The organism is Chryseobacterium sp. AG363 (assembly GCF_003610675.1).
Classification (GTDB): domain Bacteria; phylum Bacteroidota; class Bacteroidia; order Flavobacteriales; family Weeksellaceae; genus Chryseobacterium; species Chryseobacterium cucumeris.
The window spans coordinates 1910506-1926904 of record NZ_RAQF01000002.1 but is presented as its reverse complement, the minus strand read 5'-3'; the positions used below and the strand labels follow the sequence as shown (position 1 = coordinate 1926904).

Genomic DNA, 16399 nt, shown 5'->3' with positions numbered 1-16399 from the left:
CAATTATGATGTGTACTGTAGTAATTCCTTCAGTAATTCAGGGATGCTTAAAGAAGCAATAGCTATTCTTTTGTCTGCAGCGCCATAGTAAATATGGAGTGTATGTCCTTCTACGATGGCTCCGGTAGGGAAGCAGACATTGTTCACTTCTCCCTTCTGTTCCCATTCTTCATCGGGCTTGAAAAGAGGATAAGGAAGTCTTGAAATTTCTTTTTCAGGAGTATCAAGGTCTAGTAAAGCAGCACATGCGCTGTAAACATATCCTTCAATGGTATCATGTACACCATGGTAGATTAAAAGCCATCCATGTTCAGTTTCTATAGGGGGGCATCCACCGCCAATATAGCTTACTTCATGCTCATATTTGGGAGATAATACAATATTTTCTTTAAAATGAAGGAAGTAGTCTTTCCAGAAATCAGGATTCAGATCTTCAATATTTTCTATCCTTACAATTTGGATATCAGGCCTTATGCGATGTAGAAAATAAAGCTTACCATTAATTCTTCTTGGAAAAAATATCACATTTTTATTCCAAAGGAAGACCTCTTTATCCTTTATATGAGTATGCGGGAGTTTGTTGAAACGTCTGTACTTTTCTCCTATTTCACCTTGAGATTCAGCTAAAAGCTTAAACTTTTTGTATGGAATTTTTGGCACAATGATTCCTAGCTTTTGCCATGATATTAGATCCTTAGATACGGCAAGTGCACCCAATGCATTAACCCCGTCATAACTGGTATAAGTAAGGTAAAATAAGTGATCGATTTTGACAATTCTTGGATCTTCAACACCATGTTTTTCGTATTCAAATTCAGGGATAATAACCGGATTGCTGAGCCGTATTTCAGGAGTCTTATAATCCGATAATATACAGTATCCGATACTCGAGAAGTTATTCCTGGCAAGAGCCCTGTATAATAAATGTATTTTTCCGTTATCCTGAATGACTGCAGGATTTAGAACTCCTTCACTCTCAAAGTCTAATGTTGTTTTTCTGAGTATAATTCCATCTTTTTTCAAGGATACCATTTAGTTGCCGGTATTTCGGGCTTCTTGTTCCCTTTCTCTTCGTTTACTCATTTTATCCTCCCGTTTCTCTTTTGCAGATTTTGCGGGTGGAGTTTTATCTGATTTCTTTTTTCCGTCTTTTTCTTTTGACATTGTGAAATATTTTTTTGTTACCTGTAAATTTCAATCATTAAAAAAGGAAAGCTTTGCAATTGTCTTTTAATTTGTTGTATAAATCATAGATATTTCCGATTTAATAGACTAACTTTGGATAAATGACTGTTAATGAAATAATTGACAGATGTAAACAGTAAGGGAGATGAAGTTGTATGTAAAATATATGGTAAGTTTGCGCTGCAAAATGGTTGTCCATCAGGAACTGGAAAGATTGGGCATTAAAAATGCTGTCGTTGATTTAGGGACAGTAGAATTATTGGATGATATTAGCTCAGAACAAAGACAGATCCTTAAAGAAAATTTACTTAAAACAGGACTTGAAGTATTAGATGATAAAAAAAGTATCCTGATAGAGAAAATAAAGAATGTAGTGATAGAAATGATTCATTATTCAGATGAACTCCCAAAAGAAAATTTCTCAGACTATGTAAGTGAAAAATTAGGCTATGATTATACCTATCTGGCTAATACCTTTTCAGAAGTGAAAGGAATGACACTCCAGCATTTTATTATTATTAATAAAGTAGAAAAGGTAAAAGAACTGCTGTTATATGATGAACTTAATCTTACAGAAATCTCTTATAAACTCAATTACAGCAGCGTGGCCCATCTCTCTAATCAGTTTAAAAAAATTACAGGACTTTCCCCTTCATTTTATAAACAGCTGAAACAAAGACGTCTTGGAAATCTGGAAGACTTATAAATGTGTGATATATGTAAAATTATACCGGATATATATAGCTTAGTATAACACTTAAACGGCCATCTTTGTAGTATAATAATCAGGAATTCACAAAATCCATAAAGCTTATATCACTATAAATAGTGCAATTTTAGATAGGAAATATAGTGAACAGTTGAAAATATTTATCAAACAACAGGCCTTTCTCCCGTATTTGAAAACATTGTAGTAATAAAGAAAGATGTGAAAAAGCGAATATACGACATATAAAATTAGTAGGCTTAAGGATTCTCAATTTTGACAATGAGCATATTAAATCCCGATAAAATAGTAGATCTGTTTTCGAAAGGATTTAATTAATCAAGGATGGAGACCCATGGTTTCTGTCCTTTTCATCCATATTATAGGAATTGATAGATATATAAAAATTTTCATCAACTGAGTCCATAAAACTGTTTGAACATTCATGAGTAAACAACATGTTTAAATACAAAACAGACTTTCTTATTATCACTTTAACGTCAAAAGTCATGAAAACAATACACCTTTTTCAGTTTAAGAATTCCATTACCCGGAAACTTCCTTTTTTTAAGGAAGAATGTAGATTAGATAATTTAAATGATTTAATGGCTTATGATCTGATGAACACCGAAAAAGTGACTGAGTTCATTATTGAAGTTCATGATGATTTTATTTTTGAAGATATGACCAGAGAAGATCTTTTGTCAATGTGCGAAAATGCCAGAGAAATGATTGAGCATTATTTTGTTACAACCATGAATGATTATGACGTTATCTGAATATTGATTTCAGCAGCATAAAAATTTTTTTGATCAACATACATAATAGACCCCATGAAATTTCAGCAAAGTTTACTTGATTATATAAGTACTTCACTCATTACAATGAATGAAACGGTTTCTATAGCAGAAAGCGTAACCTCGGGATTAATACAGCTGGCTTTTTCCCAAATGGCTAATGCAAAACTGTTTTACAAAGGAGGAATAACGACTTTTACATTACCTGAAAAAGTTCAATTTTTAGATATAAATCAAATTGAAGTTAAGGAAAATGGTTTTGAAACCCAAAAAATGGCTGATACAATGGCTGTAAAGGTCGCTGAATCATTTGGAACAGATTGGGGAATTGCTTCTACTGGATATGCTGCATCTGTAAGAAATTCGGGATTTAAAGTGTATTCATTCTGTTCATTCAGTTACAAAGGAGAGATTGTACTTTCCAAACGCATAGAGCTTCATGATAAGACTCAGGCACTGGATGCACAGTTGTATTATACCGAATTTATTTTAGGGTGTTATAAAAGTGCATTGAATCAAATATTAATTTAAACTTGTCATTTATTTTTTGCCTAGCCCCAACTTTTGCACCTGATCCAAATTATTTAGATATAATTTTTTTTAATAATTACAAATTTAATTAATTATTGATAATAATAAAAATAGCGCCAACTGTCTTCAGTTGGCGCCGTTTGGCTTTTGGTGACCTCGACAGGATTCAAACCTGTAACCTTCTGAGCCGTAATCAGATGCGCTATTCAGTTGCGCCACGAGGCCGTTTGTTATCTTGTTGTTTAACGGTTGCAAATATACCACTTTTTTCCGTTCTTTGAAACATGAAAAAGAAAATTTTACTTTTATTTACGGTATTTTCGCTAATTGCCTGTAAAAGAGAATCAAAAATTTCGTCCTCAGATTGGACAAATATCTCAAATCGTACCCAATACAAGGAACAGGACGGAAACCTGGAGTTGAAATCGGGGAATTTTACTTATAATTTTAAGCAGAATCAAACTCCTTTCAAGAAAATAATCCTGCTGAATGCAAGTATGGCAGGGTATATTTCAGAGCTTGGAGCAGAAAATGTAATCATAGGAGTTTCCAGTCCGGAGTATATTTTTTCAGATAAAATTCAAAATCTGATTAAAAAAGGAAAAATCCAGAATGTAGGGAGCGAACAGAAATATGATGTGGAAAAGATCATCGCTATGAAACCGGATGCTATTTTTACCAATCATATCGCAAGTTTTGACAATGCGTATGAGCTTTTAAAGAATAACGGCATTCAGGTAATATTTCTGGATGAATACATGGAGCAGAAACCTTTGGAAAAAACGGCTTATATCAAACTTTTCGGAGAGCTTTTAGGAAAAGAAAAAGAGGCAGAAGCTAAATATCAGGAAGTGGAGAAAAACTACAGTGATCTGAAACAGCTTGCGTCAAAAGCAAAAGAAAAACCTGTGGTGCTTGCTAATGAAATGTATGGAGACGTTTGGTATCTTCCGGGAGGAAATACTTCTGTGGCTCATTATATTTCGGATGCCAATGCGAATTATATCATGAAGGATAATAAAGATGAAAAAGCTTTGACAATGAGCTTTGAGGAAGTATATGCGAAAGCAGGAGGCGTTCAGTACTGGGTAAATGCAGGAAGCCATACTTCGAAAAAAGAAATGCTGGGTATGAATCCTTTCTATGGAAAGCTGGATGTATTCAATAAAGGAAAGATCTATACCATTGCAGGAAAAGAAAAACTGAAAGCGAATGATTTCTTTGAAAGCGGTGTGGTGAGAGCAGATTTGATTCTTAAAGATTATATAAAGATCTTTCATCCTGAACTTTTACCCAATTATCACCTTACTTACATGAAAGAATTGCAGTAACTCATACTATTTGCTTATTTTTGCCTTTCCTTTTTATCAAGTTATGTGGAAAAAAATTAAACAGCTTATCTTCATCATTCTTATTTTGAATGTAGTTTTTATCATCTGGGGTAGATTCTTTAATCCACCCATTACTCTTACCCAGATAGGAGGACTTTTTGAATATGGAAAACTGCATAGGGATTATATTTCCTATGACGAAATGGGAAATAATGTGAAAAAAGCCGTAATTGCTTCTGAAGATCAGAAGTTCTTTGATCACGACGGCTTCGATTATACAGCAATCGAAAAAGCCATGAAATATAATGAGAAAGGCAAAAAAATAAGAGGAGGAAGTACTATTTCCCAGCAAACAGCGAAGAATGTGTTTCTTTGGCAGGGCAGAAGCTGGGTAAGAAAAGGACTGGAAGCAGTGTATACTTTCATCATCGAAAAAGTTTGGACAAAAGATATTATCCTTGAAAGATACCTGAATTCCATAGAAATGGGGCAAGGTGTATTTGGAGTAGAAGCCGCTGCTCAATATTATTTTGGAAAATCATCCAAAGACTTAAGTACCTCAGATGCAGCTTGGATTGCTGCTGTATTGCCTAATCCAAAAAAGTATGATCCTAAAAATCCATCACCCTATTTAAGGAAGAAACATAATTGGATCATGAGACAGATGAGGAATGTGACTTTGAAATAGTATCTTTGTACTAATGAAATTCTTTAATTCCAGCACAAATTTTGAGTCAGTTCTTAAAAAATATTTTTCTTTTAAGAACGAAACTCTTTCTTTAGAACCTTTTGCAGAGTTTTTAGAGACGATAAAAGAGGCCGACTTTACAGATGTGCTCAATTTTTTCAGAAGCAATCCTAATTTTGCTGAGAACTTTAAATATTATATCCACAATATTTTTAGAGGAAGACCTTTCAACCTTTCACTGACGGAAGCGAATATTCTTTCAGAAAATGCCTTCTTTCCGGAGCTTAAAAAAAGAATACTGAACAAGGTTCTGCCACCCGTTGAAAACGAAAATACGGTATGGTACATGATCGATAACGTCAGTATGAGGCCTAAAAAGGATTTAAAATATCTGCATAATCTTCCTGAAAACGAGATCAATGAATTTTTAAATATGATGGGAGCTGCGGATTTTATTATCCGCCCTAACGTTAAAAAAGAACTTATTTTCTCTATGAACATCCTTTCCTGGAGGGTAACAGGAATGGCGATGGAAGTGGAAGTGGTGAGAATGGCCCCTCAATACAGAAATCTGGATAATCCGTTTCTTGCCCTTCAGAATGAGCTGGAAACATTGGCCGATGATTTGGTTAAAGATCCTGAATTACAACTGCATTCAAAAGACAGCAGATATAAGCAGATCAAAATCTACGCAGAACAATGCCAGGAGTTTGTGAATATTGCTTTTAAAAATTCTGCCAAATATGGTATTTCCGGGAAGATTAATCAATCTCTGTTAAAAATCCGTCAACAAACTGAAAGAATATATGAAATCGTTCAGTTATTAGTTATTGATACAGATGAAGATGTTCAGATAAAATCAAAGCAGTTGATTTTTAATATTCTGAATTATAAATCTCACAAAAATAATATTTCAGATCTTATCAACGACAGCACGAGGTTGATCTCACATCTTATTACCAATCACACTGCAGAAACCGGCACGCATTATATAACTTCTACCCGGAAGGAATATATGACCATGTTCTACAAAGCGAGTGGTGGTGGTATTATCGTAGGAGCCCTTTGTGTTCTGAAAATGCTTTATGGATACATCCCGGGAAGTGATTTTTCACATGCATTTCTGTATTCCATGAACTATGCGATGGGATTTGTGATGATTTATCTGATGGGTTTTACACTTGCTACAAAACAGCCGGCTATGACTGCTGCAACGATGACAAAAGTATTATCTGAAGAAGGAAATGCTCAAAGAAATAATACGGAATTTGCCCATTTGGTATCTAAGTTGTTTAGAAGCCAGTTCATTGCCTTTGTAGGGAATGTATTGCTTGCCTTTCCGGTAGCGCTTGCCATTATTTACGGATTGGATGTGTTTTTCTCACAAAATCTTGCTGTAGAGCGCTCTGACAAACTGTTAAAAGACCTTGATCCTTTTAAATCAAAAGCTATTCTGCACGCCAGCATTGCCGGATTCTATCTTTTTATTTCCGGGATTATTTCTGGAAATATCGGGAACAATTCTGTGTTTTATCAGATACCGGAGAGAATTGCCAAAAACCTTTCCATCAGAAGCTTTTTTGGAAAGAAATTTGCGAAAGGACTTTCAAAATATTATGCTAAAAACTGGCCGGGAATCATTTCCAATTTCTGGTTTGGGGTTTTCCTTGGAGCAACTGCTCCGGTCGGAATGTTTTTCGGACTGGATCTGGATATCAGACACATTACTTTTGCAGCCGGAAACTTTGCTTTAGGGTTATATGGAAAAGATTTCTCTGTAGATTCCTATACATTCTGGATGTCTTTTGTAACGGTATTCCTGATTGGTTTCTTCAACTTTCTGGTAAGTTTTAGTTTATCGATGTTCCTGGCATTTAGGTCAAGAAAAATGAATTTCGGACAGGTAAGTGAGATCTATAAAGAGATTTTCAGATACTTTACGAAACATCCGCTGAAATTCTTCCTGCCGCTTAGCTCTGGTCTGGACAAGAAAGCAGACGATTTAATGAGCAGTACGATTTCTAATAAATCAGAAGAACATTAATATCATAAAAAATGCTACCCGAGGGTAGCATTTTTCTATTGTTATAGCTATTAAAGACAAATAGGAAGTAATGGGCATTTTGTCGGCAATGTTGTCCAATAAGCACATTCGTTTTCGTTAGCGCAGCTTACAGCACAGCAGATCTGTCCAACGCCTCCTCCCTGTATTGTTTTTAAAGTTTTTCTTGTCAGTTTTTTTGATGCAATTGATTTTTTCATGGTAAAAATATTAATTAATGTGCATTAAAAATACATATAAAATTGCATAGAATAAAATAATTTTAACGTTGGTGAATTATTTAAATAAATTTGTATTCTACTCCTATAATATCTGAAGATCATTAAATTTCTCTGCCCCAAATTTGTCCTGAAACTTTTTGAGATAAAAGCTTTTTCGCATTTTAAAATCATGTTTCAGCAAAGGAGAATCAATTTTGATTATGATACATTCGTTTTCAATATTCACACTTTTGATTTCATTGAAAAGACTTTCATCAAGATATTCTTCAAGGAAATCTTTAATGTCAAAAGCAACTAGTTTGTGTTCAAAACCATAAATTCTGGCAAAAGATTTTACCAGTTCAGAGGATTGATATTCACGTTTTTTCTTCTTCATAGTTGGGTTTCGGGTTTCGGGATGCGTGATTCGGGTTTTTGGGTTGCGTGGTTTTGGCTTGGGGATTTATTTTTTTACTGTAGATTATTTTTATTCCAATTTTCTATGACCCATTTTTTATAAATGTTGATTTTTCCGCATAATGTGTTGTATTCATTTCTTAATGTCTCAAATTCTAAGGAAAAATTAGGATATAATATCATGATTTTTTCCAGATGGTTGATTGTTTCATCATTACTCGCATGGCTGTAATCAGGAAGCGAATGTAGTCATTCCTATAAGTTGATCTACCATAGCCTTCAACAATATTTGTAATGACTGAGTCTGAAGACTTTCTTAACTGACTGCCTAATTCAAACAGTTCATATTTAGGCAGAAGCAGGGAGGCTTTATGGGTTTTTAAAAATAAGTCGAAAGCTATTTTATAAATATCCAGATTTCTATAACTCATATCATTTATGTTTTAGGATCTTAAGTTAAGACAAAAAACGGTTTGATGATAAAGAATATTAGTCTTTTACTTCATATCTACATCCACACTTATTTACCTGCATTTAATACCTCGTAACTCGCATCCCGAACCTCTTACTAAACTTCAAAAATGATACTTTCTTCATTTATTTTCTTTACCACACTTTCCGTACGCTCTCTATGCGTATCTGTGATAAAAATCTGTCCAAAATTTTCCTTGTTAACCAGTTCAATCAACTGAGAAACTCTGGTATCATCAAGCTTATCGAAAATATCATCAAGCAACAGGATAGGAGTCTTTTTGGTGAGTTCTTTTACAAGACTCATCTGAGCCAGTTTTAAAGAGATCAGGAACGATTTCTGCTGTCCCTGTGATCCGATTTTCTTGATTAATATATAATCCATTTCAAAAAGAAGATCATCCTTATGAATTCCTTTTGATGTGTAAGTAAGCATTCGGTCCCTTTCAAGGCTTTCTTTTAAAAGTTTTTCAAAAGAATCTTCCAGCAAATGAGATTCATAAATTACTGATACGCTTTCTTTTCCACCAGAAATAATCTGATAGAAATTCTGAACAATAGGGTTGAGCTGCTCTACAAATTCTTTTCTTTTCTTAAAGATTTTAGTCCCGAATCTGCTAATAGGCTCATCATAAATTTCCAGAGAATCTTTGTCCCAGGTTCTGTTCTTGGCAAAATATTTCAGTAAAGCATTTCGCTGCTGAATTGTTTTCTGATATTGGATGAGATCAAAAAGATATTCTGAATCCGTCTGAGAGATCATCGCATCCAGAAACTTGCGTCTGCTTTCTCCGGAATCCGAAATAAGATTAGAATCGTAAGGTGATATCATAACACTTGGAAGGTATCCAATATGATCTGCAAGCCTTTCATAGCTTTTATCATTCTTCTTGATCACCTTTTTAGCTTCCTTGGGCTGGGTGATTCTGATGATATCCTCACTGTCTTCATTCTGAATTTCAGCATCAATGGTAAAAAAGTCTTCCTCTTGTTTAATATTGTTGAGGTCCGTATTTCCCAGAAAGCTTTTTCCTACGGATAAATAATGCAAAGCATCCAGAATATTGGTCTTTCCTACGCCATTATTTCCCACAAAACAGTTGATTTGCGGGGAAAATTCAAACTTTTTCTCAGAATGGTTTTTGAAATTGTAGAGGGAAAGCTTCTTGATAATCATTCGTCAAAAATACTCCATTATTACTAAAAATAAAAAAGGAAGTGCCGAACAAGTTTCCACTCCAAATGAGAAATAAGCGTCATCTCTTTTATTTTCAGAGAAATAGATGAGAATATAAGTTAGAATGCTGGCCATAAAAAAAGCAAGCGCATATTCCAAATCAAGATAAAAAGCAGAAATGATACTGCTGATGAAAACAAGTGCATAAGCAATGTACTTGGTATTTTGTACCCCAATCAGCATAGGAAAGGTTTTTACGGTATCGCTGTTCATATCACGGATATCAAAAGGAAGCACAAGCGCGGTGATAAAGAAAAAACTGATCAGAAAAATAGGTATGCTGAATTCAGGAAGGGTAAGCCAGCAGTTGACCAATGCCCAAACCAAACCTACATAAAATACTTTCAATAAAGGAATTTTCCGGATATAAACATCAAGAAAAAAGCTATTATAAAGCAACCCCAGCACGACAATGACAAACCATTTCAGAAGTCTTATTCCATTATGATTATGAATGATTAAAAAAGCACAGATGATTCCTGCAATGGCGTTGATGATCACTATTCTGAAAAAATACCTGGTATATTGATATTTAGTATACAGATAGCCACTGAAATAAGTGATGAAAATAAGTGCAAAAGTAGGGAAACGGAATGTGTTTTGCTCTTTCATGAAAAATACTGCAAAAAGAGTTCCCATAAGAGAGACATAAACCTGGCTGTCTATGACGGTTTTTTTCAGTATTTTTAAGATGTTCATTTATCAAAATTAATATATATGAAAAGATTTTCCAAGATTTTTCTGCTTTTGCTTGTAATGCTGAGCTTTTCAATGGTATCCGCACAGAAATATTACGATACCCAATGGAAAAAAGTAGCTGATAACAGTGTGAAAGGAGCTTATAAATCTAATCTTCCCATTATTTTAGACATACAAAAACAAGCCATGAAAGAAAATAATGCCTTCGAGCTGATCCGTTCTCTGAAAGCGGAATTCAGTATTGTAAACCAAACCGTTGAAGATGATCAGAATGATGCTGCTTCTCAGTTTTTTAAAAAACTTAAAGAGGCAGAAGGAAAAATAAACGGAGAAGGTAAACTGGTGTACAAAGTTCTGCTGAATGGCTTTTTTATGGATTATTACAACCAGAACTCATGGAAAATAAACGGAAGAACCAATATCAACTCTCAGGATGTTTCTCAGATTGAAACCTGGAGTAAACTTGATTTTAAAAATTACCTGACTAAAAATTTTCAGGAGCTTGATCAGGAAAAACCTGAAATGAGAAAGATCTCGTTGGAAAAGTATAAGAATATCTTTTCAGAGACAGGAGACTTTGCCTATTTTCCGACATTGGCGGATTGGTATGCCGTTAAAAAAATAACGTTTCTATCTGAAAATAACATTTTTACCAAAAATGAGCTGACCGCCAACCGTACAGCAATCAATGCAATGTATGATGAACTGATCGAACAGAATACGGGAAATCCAAAGTTGTATTTCATGAAAGAAAAGATAACGGAAAACTGTAATTTCAATCATTGCAAGGATAAACTTCAGCAGCTTCAGAATCTTTTGAAATCTAATATAGAGGGAGATTATAAAGTGTTGATTATGGGAGATGTCATGGATGAACTCACTAATCAGAAGAAACCTAAAGAAGCTCTTGCATTAGCGGCACAAGCTAAAAGTGAATACCCGAAATCTCTTTTTCTGGAGAATATCAAAAGCAAAGAAGCACAGATTGTCAATCCGTATCTGACTTTAAAATATGAAGCACAGACGCAGAATAATCTTCCGATTCACTTTGTAGTACAGTATCAGAATGTATCAGAATTTACTCTGAATATTTATGAAGTAAAAGACGATTTTACTTCGTTAATTCGATATGTTCAGGATTCATATTCAGATACTTTTAGCAAACTAAAGAAGAATCTTGTAAGGAAGGAAACATTCCAGCTTCCGGATCCTAAAGATTATCAGAGTCATAAAACTTCTTTGGAAGTGAAACCCCTTCCTTCAGGAGTGTATGTCGCAGAATTTACAGTTGCAGGAGCAGATATGAAAGATACAGACTCCAGACATAATTTATATTTTCTGGTTTCCGGAAACAAGATTATTTATCAATCCAAAACGGATAGAAGCTCTCTTTCCGACGAGTTGAAATTGGTGAATAGTGAGAACGGTAAGCCTTTGGCTAATGAAGGGCTTCGGTTTTATGAATTTGTTTCCAATAAGACTCTAACTAAAATTGAGGGAACAACCAATGCCAACGGAGTATTTAAGCTTCCTGCTACAGACAGCAAAGAATATTACAGAACATTCCTGATTCAACAACCTAAAACTAATGATTTCCAGATCATGCAGGTGTACGGAAACAGAGGATATGCCGATGATTATAATCCAAATAAACAAACGCGTTCAACGGCTCAGATTTTTATCGACAGAGGGATCTATCGTCCCGGACAGACTGTTTATTTCAAGGTGATCAACACCAGAATGAATAAGGAAGTTGAAGCAGTTCTTTCAGGACTAAAACAAAAAATCACTTTATTAAATACCAATAGTGAAGAAGTTTCTTCACAAGATTTTACCACTAATGAATTCGGTTCTTATCATGGAAGTTTCATCCTTCCAAAAGGAAAACTGAATGGTAATTTTTACTTGAGAATAGAAGGGGAAAGTGCTGGATATAAAAATTTCAGGGTAGAAGAGTATAAAAGACCAAAATTTGAAGTAACCTTTGCTCCTGTTAAAGAGGAATACAAATATGGCCAGACTATAGAACTGAAAGGAAAAGCTGTTATGTTTTCCGGTGTTCCGCTGAGTAATACAGCCGTAAACTATGAAATCAAAAAACAGAATATCCGATGGAGATATTTCAGCTGGTATCCGCAGAATGATGATAATGAAAACTCGATTCTGGGCGAAGCAAAAACCAATGAAAAAGGAGAGTTTACGATTCGTTTGGAACTTAAAAAAGATGAAAAGCTGGAAGGAATACAGATTGATAACTATGCAGTGAGTGCATCTGTTACAGATATCAATGGAGAAACACAGACGGCTGATACCCAATTGAAAGTAGCTTCTGTTTCTCATTACATTCAGGCAGAAAATATCAGCAATACTTTTACAGACGAAAATGTAAAAGTAAAGGTGGAAACCAAAAATTATAACGATCAGAATCTTAAGAAGCCATATCAGGTTAAGCTATCAAAACTGACCGCTCCTGACAGAATTTTCAGAGATAATTTCAAATCTGATGTTCAGAACCTTCCGAAATATTCAAAAGAAGAATTTATCAGCAAATTTCCACATGATCTTTTTGATAAAAATGATGAGATCAAAAACTGGAAAACCGAAAAAGTATTGATTGAAAAACAGCAGCAGCCATCCGCTGATAATTCTCAGGCATCAGCAAGTCTTGATTTAGGAAAACTGGAAGCAGGGGATTATGAACTTGAACTTTTCAATATTGAAGGAAAAGATACCATCAAAACTTCACAGTATTTCAGTGTTTGGGATAAAACCGCTTTAAACCCCACTCAAAAAACTTTTCTTACAGTGATTGCTCCGAAAGAACAATTGCCAAGAGGTGAAAAAGCTAAAGTATATGTGTTCTCGGCAATTCCTGATGCACTGGTGAATGTTTTTGTGCAGGATGGATCCGGAAAAACCGTTTCTGAAGTTCATCAGATGAAAAAGGGAATATTAGAATACACGGCTGAGATTCCTAAAGATAAAAGTGTTTCAGATCTGAACCTTCAGTTCCAGCTGGTAGCATTTAATGATGTGAGTACAGAATCTGTTTCCTTAAAAATAAAAGACACAGAAAAACCTTTAAAAATTGAAACCGTAACTTTCAGAGATAAGCTTGAACCTAACACTAAAGAAAAATGGACGGTAAAAGTAACCGGAAATGACAAGGAAAAGATCAATGCTGAAGTATTGGCCAATATGTATGATATGTCTTTGGATCAGTTTGCTAAAAACACGTACAGCTGGAGAAAATTATATACTCCATTTGTAATGGTGACTTCTTATGGAATCAGAAATTATCTGCAGCAGCAAAACTACCAGAAGAGATTAAAGTATTTTGAAGACAGATATATAACTGTTCCTCAGTTTAACTGGTTTGATGGAAATTATTATTCAATTTCAAGGGAAACTATAGTAGGATTTAGCAATCAGGAAGGAGTGAAAGCTCCGGCGTATGCACCACCTCCGTCACCAATTGCTGGGGCGAAATTTAAAACAGCAAGAGCTGCCGTTGCAGAAGATAGAATTGAGGTGATGCAGAATGTAGTTCCTGAACCTCTAAAAGCTCCAAAAATGGACGCAAGAAAAGCGGCTGCAAACGAAGAGGCACTGGATAAAATAGCTGTTCGTCAAAACCTGAACGAAACGGCCTTCTTCTATCCGGATTTGAAAACCGATTCAGAAGGAAATGTCAACTTCGAGTTCACCTCTCCGGAAGCACTGACCAAATGGAAACTGATGTTCCTTGCCCATACAAAAGATGCAAGAGCAGCTACGTTGGAAAAAGAAGTGGTAACGCAGAAAGAATTCTCAGTAACGCCAAACTATCCTAGATTCCTGAGAGAAGGAGATGAACTGAATCTACAGTCGAAATTATCCAATCTTACCGATAAAAAACTAAATGGTTCTGCCGAATTACAGATTCTGGATGCCTTTACCAATGAAAATATTTCTTCGAAGTTTGGAGTCACTTCCGGAGTACAAAACTTCAGTCTGAACGAAAACGGAAGCAGTGCATTAACATGGAAATTAAAGGTTTCGGATGATGTTTCTTCTGTTATTTTCAAAGTAGTGGCTAAAGCAGGTCGGTATTCTGACGGTGAGCAGCAAGCTATTGCTGTATTGCCTAACAGAATGATTGTGACGGATGCTGTTCCGGTTTTTGTGAAAGAAGGCGAAACCAAAACATTTGTGTTAGACAATCTTAAAAATAATATATCCACAACGGCTTCCAATGTTTCCAATACGCTGGAACTGACGACGAATCCGATCTGGGAAATCATGTTTGCGCTTCCAGGTCTGAAAAATGATCAGAATAATTCTGCAGATGTGATCTTTAATAAATGGTTTGCAGATGTTTTGGCTTCGGAAATTTTCAAAGCCAATCCGAAAATGAAAACAGTTTTTGAAGAATATCAGAACAAAGGATTATTACAGTCAAATCTTGAAAAAAATCAGGAGTTGAAACAGTTATTACTTGAAGAAACTCCTTGGGTATTGGAAAGCAAAAATGAAGGCGAGCAGATGCAAAAGCTGGCATTGCTGTTTGATGTTAACACGATGAAAAACTCCATTAATCAGGATTGGGATGATTTCAAAAAACTACAAAATCCTGACGGTGGATTCTCATGGTATCCCGGCTACCCAAGTTCTTACGGAACGTCATTGTATATCCTTAAAAACTTAGGAAAAATCAATTCATGGTTAAAAGATAATGTGAAAGACTATCAAAGTGCTGATCAGAAAGTTCTGGTAGCAAAATTGATTCAGTATGTAGACAATGAAGTGGCCAAATATTATGATGTGAAAAAAGACAATGTCTGGAACAACTGGGCGATCGATTATCTTGATACCAGAAACTATTGGGAGCAGCAATATCCTTTAAAAGGAAAAGGAGCTACCCTGAAAACGCTGGTAAAGCAAAAAGCCAAGACAGCTAAGATCACAGATTTTACATTCTTCGGACTTCACCGTGCGGCATTATTGATGAACGATTATGGTCTGAAAGAGGTATCGGATAAGTTAATGACTTACCTTAAAGAAACTTCCACAGATACCAAAACACAAGGAGTCTACTGGAAACAAAACCTGAATGATTGGGGATGGTTTGGTTCCAAAGTAGTTAACCATGCCGGAGCACTGGAAGCTTTCAACAAATTGAAAGCTAATGATCAATCTTTTATTGAAGATATGAAGATCTGGCTGGTAACCCAAAAAGAAGTCAACTCATGGGGAAGCTCAAGAGGAACAGCTGAGGTGATCTTTACCATTTTGAATTCAGGAAAATCATGGACGGGTACAGAAAGTGATAAAGCAACGATTGTTTGGGGTGGAAAAGAACTGGCTCCTCAGACACAGGCAACTGGTTATGTAAAATCAACCGTGAAACCGGAAGCTATAGATAAAAATTTAGCCACCGTAACGGTTACAAAACCTGGTCCCGGAATTGTGCAGGGAGGATTGTTCTGGCAGTATTACGAAGATCTCGATAAAATTAAATCTTCTGAAAATTATATTTCTGTAACGAAAGAACTTTATAAAAAAGTGAAAACGGTAAACGGAGAAGAACTTCAGAAAATCTCAGTGGAAACCCCATTGAAAGTGGGAGATAAAGTAACCGTAAGAATGATTCTGAATACAGACAGAGCGATGGAGTTTATTCATATTAAAGATATGCGTGCAGCAGGATTTGAGCCTGTAGATGTATTATCCGGATATCAATGGAAAAATAATCTGGGCTACTATCAGTCGACCAAAGATGCTTCTACCAATTTCTATATTCAATATATGCCGAAAGGAAAATATGTATTTGAATATGATGTATTAGCCAATGCATCCGGAAAATTCTCCAACGGAATTACAACGATGCAGAATTATTACGCACCGCAGATGAATGCCCATACAAAAGGAAGTAATGTAACAATTTCAGAGTAACTGATGAACATAGAAGACTGTAGTAATTTTTTTTACTACAGTTTTTTATTTCTAGATTTTTAATAAAAATAGAATTAAATCGAAAACCAAACAATTGTTTAATTTGGAATGGTTTTTGGAATTAAGATAGTAGCAATTAAA

The 16399-nt window shown here is 35.1% G+C and carries 14 protein-coding genes and 1 tRNA gene; 7 read left to right on the top strand and 8 right to left on the bottom strand.

Annotated elements, in window-relative coordinates:
* Positions 1-3: 3 nt before the first annotated feature.
* Both DEU39_RS08845 and DEU39_RS24770 read right to left on the bottom strand, forming a co-directional pair.
* The gene (locus tag DEU39_RS08845; protein WP_120231664.1) at positions 4-1032 is read right to left on the bottom strand and encodes a pesticidal protein Cry7Aa; all 1029 of its coding nucleotides are present in this window, start codon (positions 1030-1032) and stop codon (positions 4-6) included.
* Entirely contained in the window at positions 1033-1164 is a 132-nt protein-coding gene (locus DEU39_RS24770) for a hypothetical protein (RefSeq protein WP_262484585.1), read from the bottom strand. It lies immediately after the preceding gene.
* Positions 1165-1330: 166 nt separating this feature from the next.
* Between DEU39_RS24770 and DEU39_RS08840 the strand changes: the two genes are divergently transcribed.
* From DEU39_RS08840 to DEU39_RS08830, 3 genes are all read left to right on the top strand, one after another.
* Positions 1331-1891 (top strand): helix-turn-helix domain-containing protein, encoded by a 561-nt coding sequence (locus DEU39_RS08840; RefSeq protein ID WP_226798640.1) that lies wholly within the window; start codon positions 1331-1333, stop codon positions 1889-1891.
* A gap of 509 nt (positions 1892-2400) precedes the next feature.
* The gene (locus DEU39_RS08835; RefSeq protein WP_228436714.1) at positions 2401-2670 is read left to right on the top strand and encodes a heme oxygenase; all 270 of its coding nucleotides are present in this window, start codon (positions 2401-2403) and stop codon (positions 2668-2670) included.
* 54 nt (positions 2671-2724) lie between these two features.
* Positions 2725-3219, top strand: a complete 495-nt coding sequence (locus DEU39_RS08830) for a CinA family protein (RefSeq protein WP_047387970.1) — start codon at positions 2725-2727, stop codon at positions 3217-3219.
* A gap of 148 nt (positions 3220-3367) precedes the next feature.
* Here the strand turns inward: DEU39_RS08830 and DEU39_RS08825 are convergent.
* A tRNA-Arg gene (locus DEU39_RS08825) sits at positions 3368-3444 on the bottom strand.
* 59 nt (positions 3445-3503) lie between these two features.
* Between DEU39_RS08825 and DEU39_RS08820 the strand changes: the two genes are divergently transcribed.
* The 3 genes from DEU39_RS08820 to DEU39_RS08810 are packed head-to-tail and all read left to right on the top strand — an operon-like array spanning position 3504 to position 7282.
* The gene (locus tag DEU39_RS08820) at positions 3504-4550 is read left to right on the top strand and encodes an ABC transporter substrate-binding protein (protein WP_228436713.1); all 1047 of its coding nucleotides are present in this window, start codon (positions 3504-3506) and stop codon (positions 4548-4550) included.
* Between the two features lie 43 nt (positions 4551-4593).
* Positions 4594-5238 (top strand): monofunctional biosynthetic peptidoglycan transglycosylase, encoded by a 645-nt coding sequence (gene mtgA, locus DEU39_RS08815; protein WP_062671736.1) that lies wholly within the window; start codon positions 4594-4596, stop codon positions 5236-5238.
* 13 nt (positions 5239-5251) lie between these two features.
* The gene (locus DEU39_RS08810; RefSeq protein ID WP_062671738.1) at positions 5252-7282 is read left to right on the top strand and encodes a recombinase; all 2031 of its coding nucleotides are present in this window, start codon (positions 5252-5254) and stop codon (positions 7280-7282) included.
* A gap of 50 nt (positions 7283-7332) precedes the next feature.
* Here the strand turns inward: DEU39_RS08810 and DEU39_RS24345 are convergent, their stop codons facing one another.
* The 5 genes from DEU39_RS24345 to DEU39_RS08790 form a co-directional block, all read right to left on the bottom strand.
* Positions 7333-7500, bottom strand: a complete 168-nt coding sequence (locus tag DEU39_RS24345) for a hypothetical protein (protein WP_157885754.1) — start codon at positions 7498-7500, stop codon at positions 7333-7335.
* Positions 7501-7603: 103 nt separating this feature from the next.
* Positions 7604-7897: a hypothetical protein gene (locus tag DEU39_RS08805; RefSeq protein ID WP_062671740.1), complete on the bottom strand. Its 294-nt coding sequence runs from the start codon at positions 7895-7897 to the stop codon at positions 7604-7606.
* A 199-nt stretch (positions 7898-8096) separates the two neighbouring features.
* Positions 8097-8348, bottom strand: coding sequence for a four helix bundle protein (locus DEU39_RS08800; protein WP_228436711.1), 252 nt, complete (start codon positions 8346-8348; stop codon positions 8097-8099).
* Positions 8349-8485: 137 nt separating this feature from the next.
* Positions 8486-9565, bottom strand: a complete 1080-nt coding sequence (gene recF, locus DEU39_RS08795) for a DNA replication/repair protein RecF (protein WP_120231662.1) — start codon at positions 9563-9565, stop codon at positions 8486-8488.
* 3 nt (positions 9566-9568) lie between these two features.
* Positions 9569-10324: a hypothetical protein gene (locus tag DEU39_RS08790; RefSeq protein WP_120231661.1), complete on the bottom strand. Its 756-nt coding sequence runs from the start codon at positions 10322-10324 to the stop codon at positions 9569-9571.
* 18 nt (positions 10325-10342) lie between these two features.
* Between DEU39_RS08790 and DEU39_RS08785 the strand changes: the two genes are divergently transcribed.
* Complete coding sequence (locus tag DEU39_RS08785) at positions 10343-16258, top strand: alpha-2-macroglobulin family protein (RefSeq protein WP_120231660.1); 5916 nt, start codon at positions 10343-10345, stop codon at positions 16256-16258.
* The last annotated feature ends 141 nt before the right edge of the window (positions 16259-16399 follow it).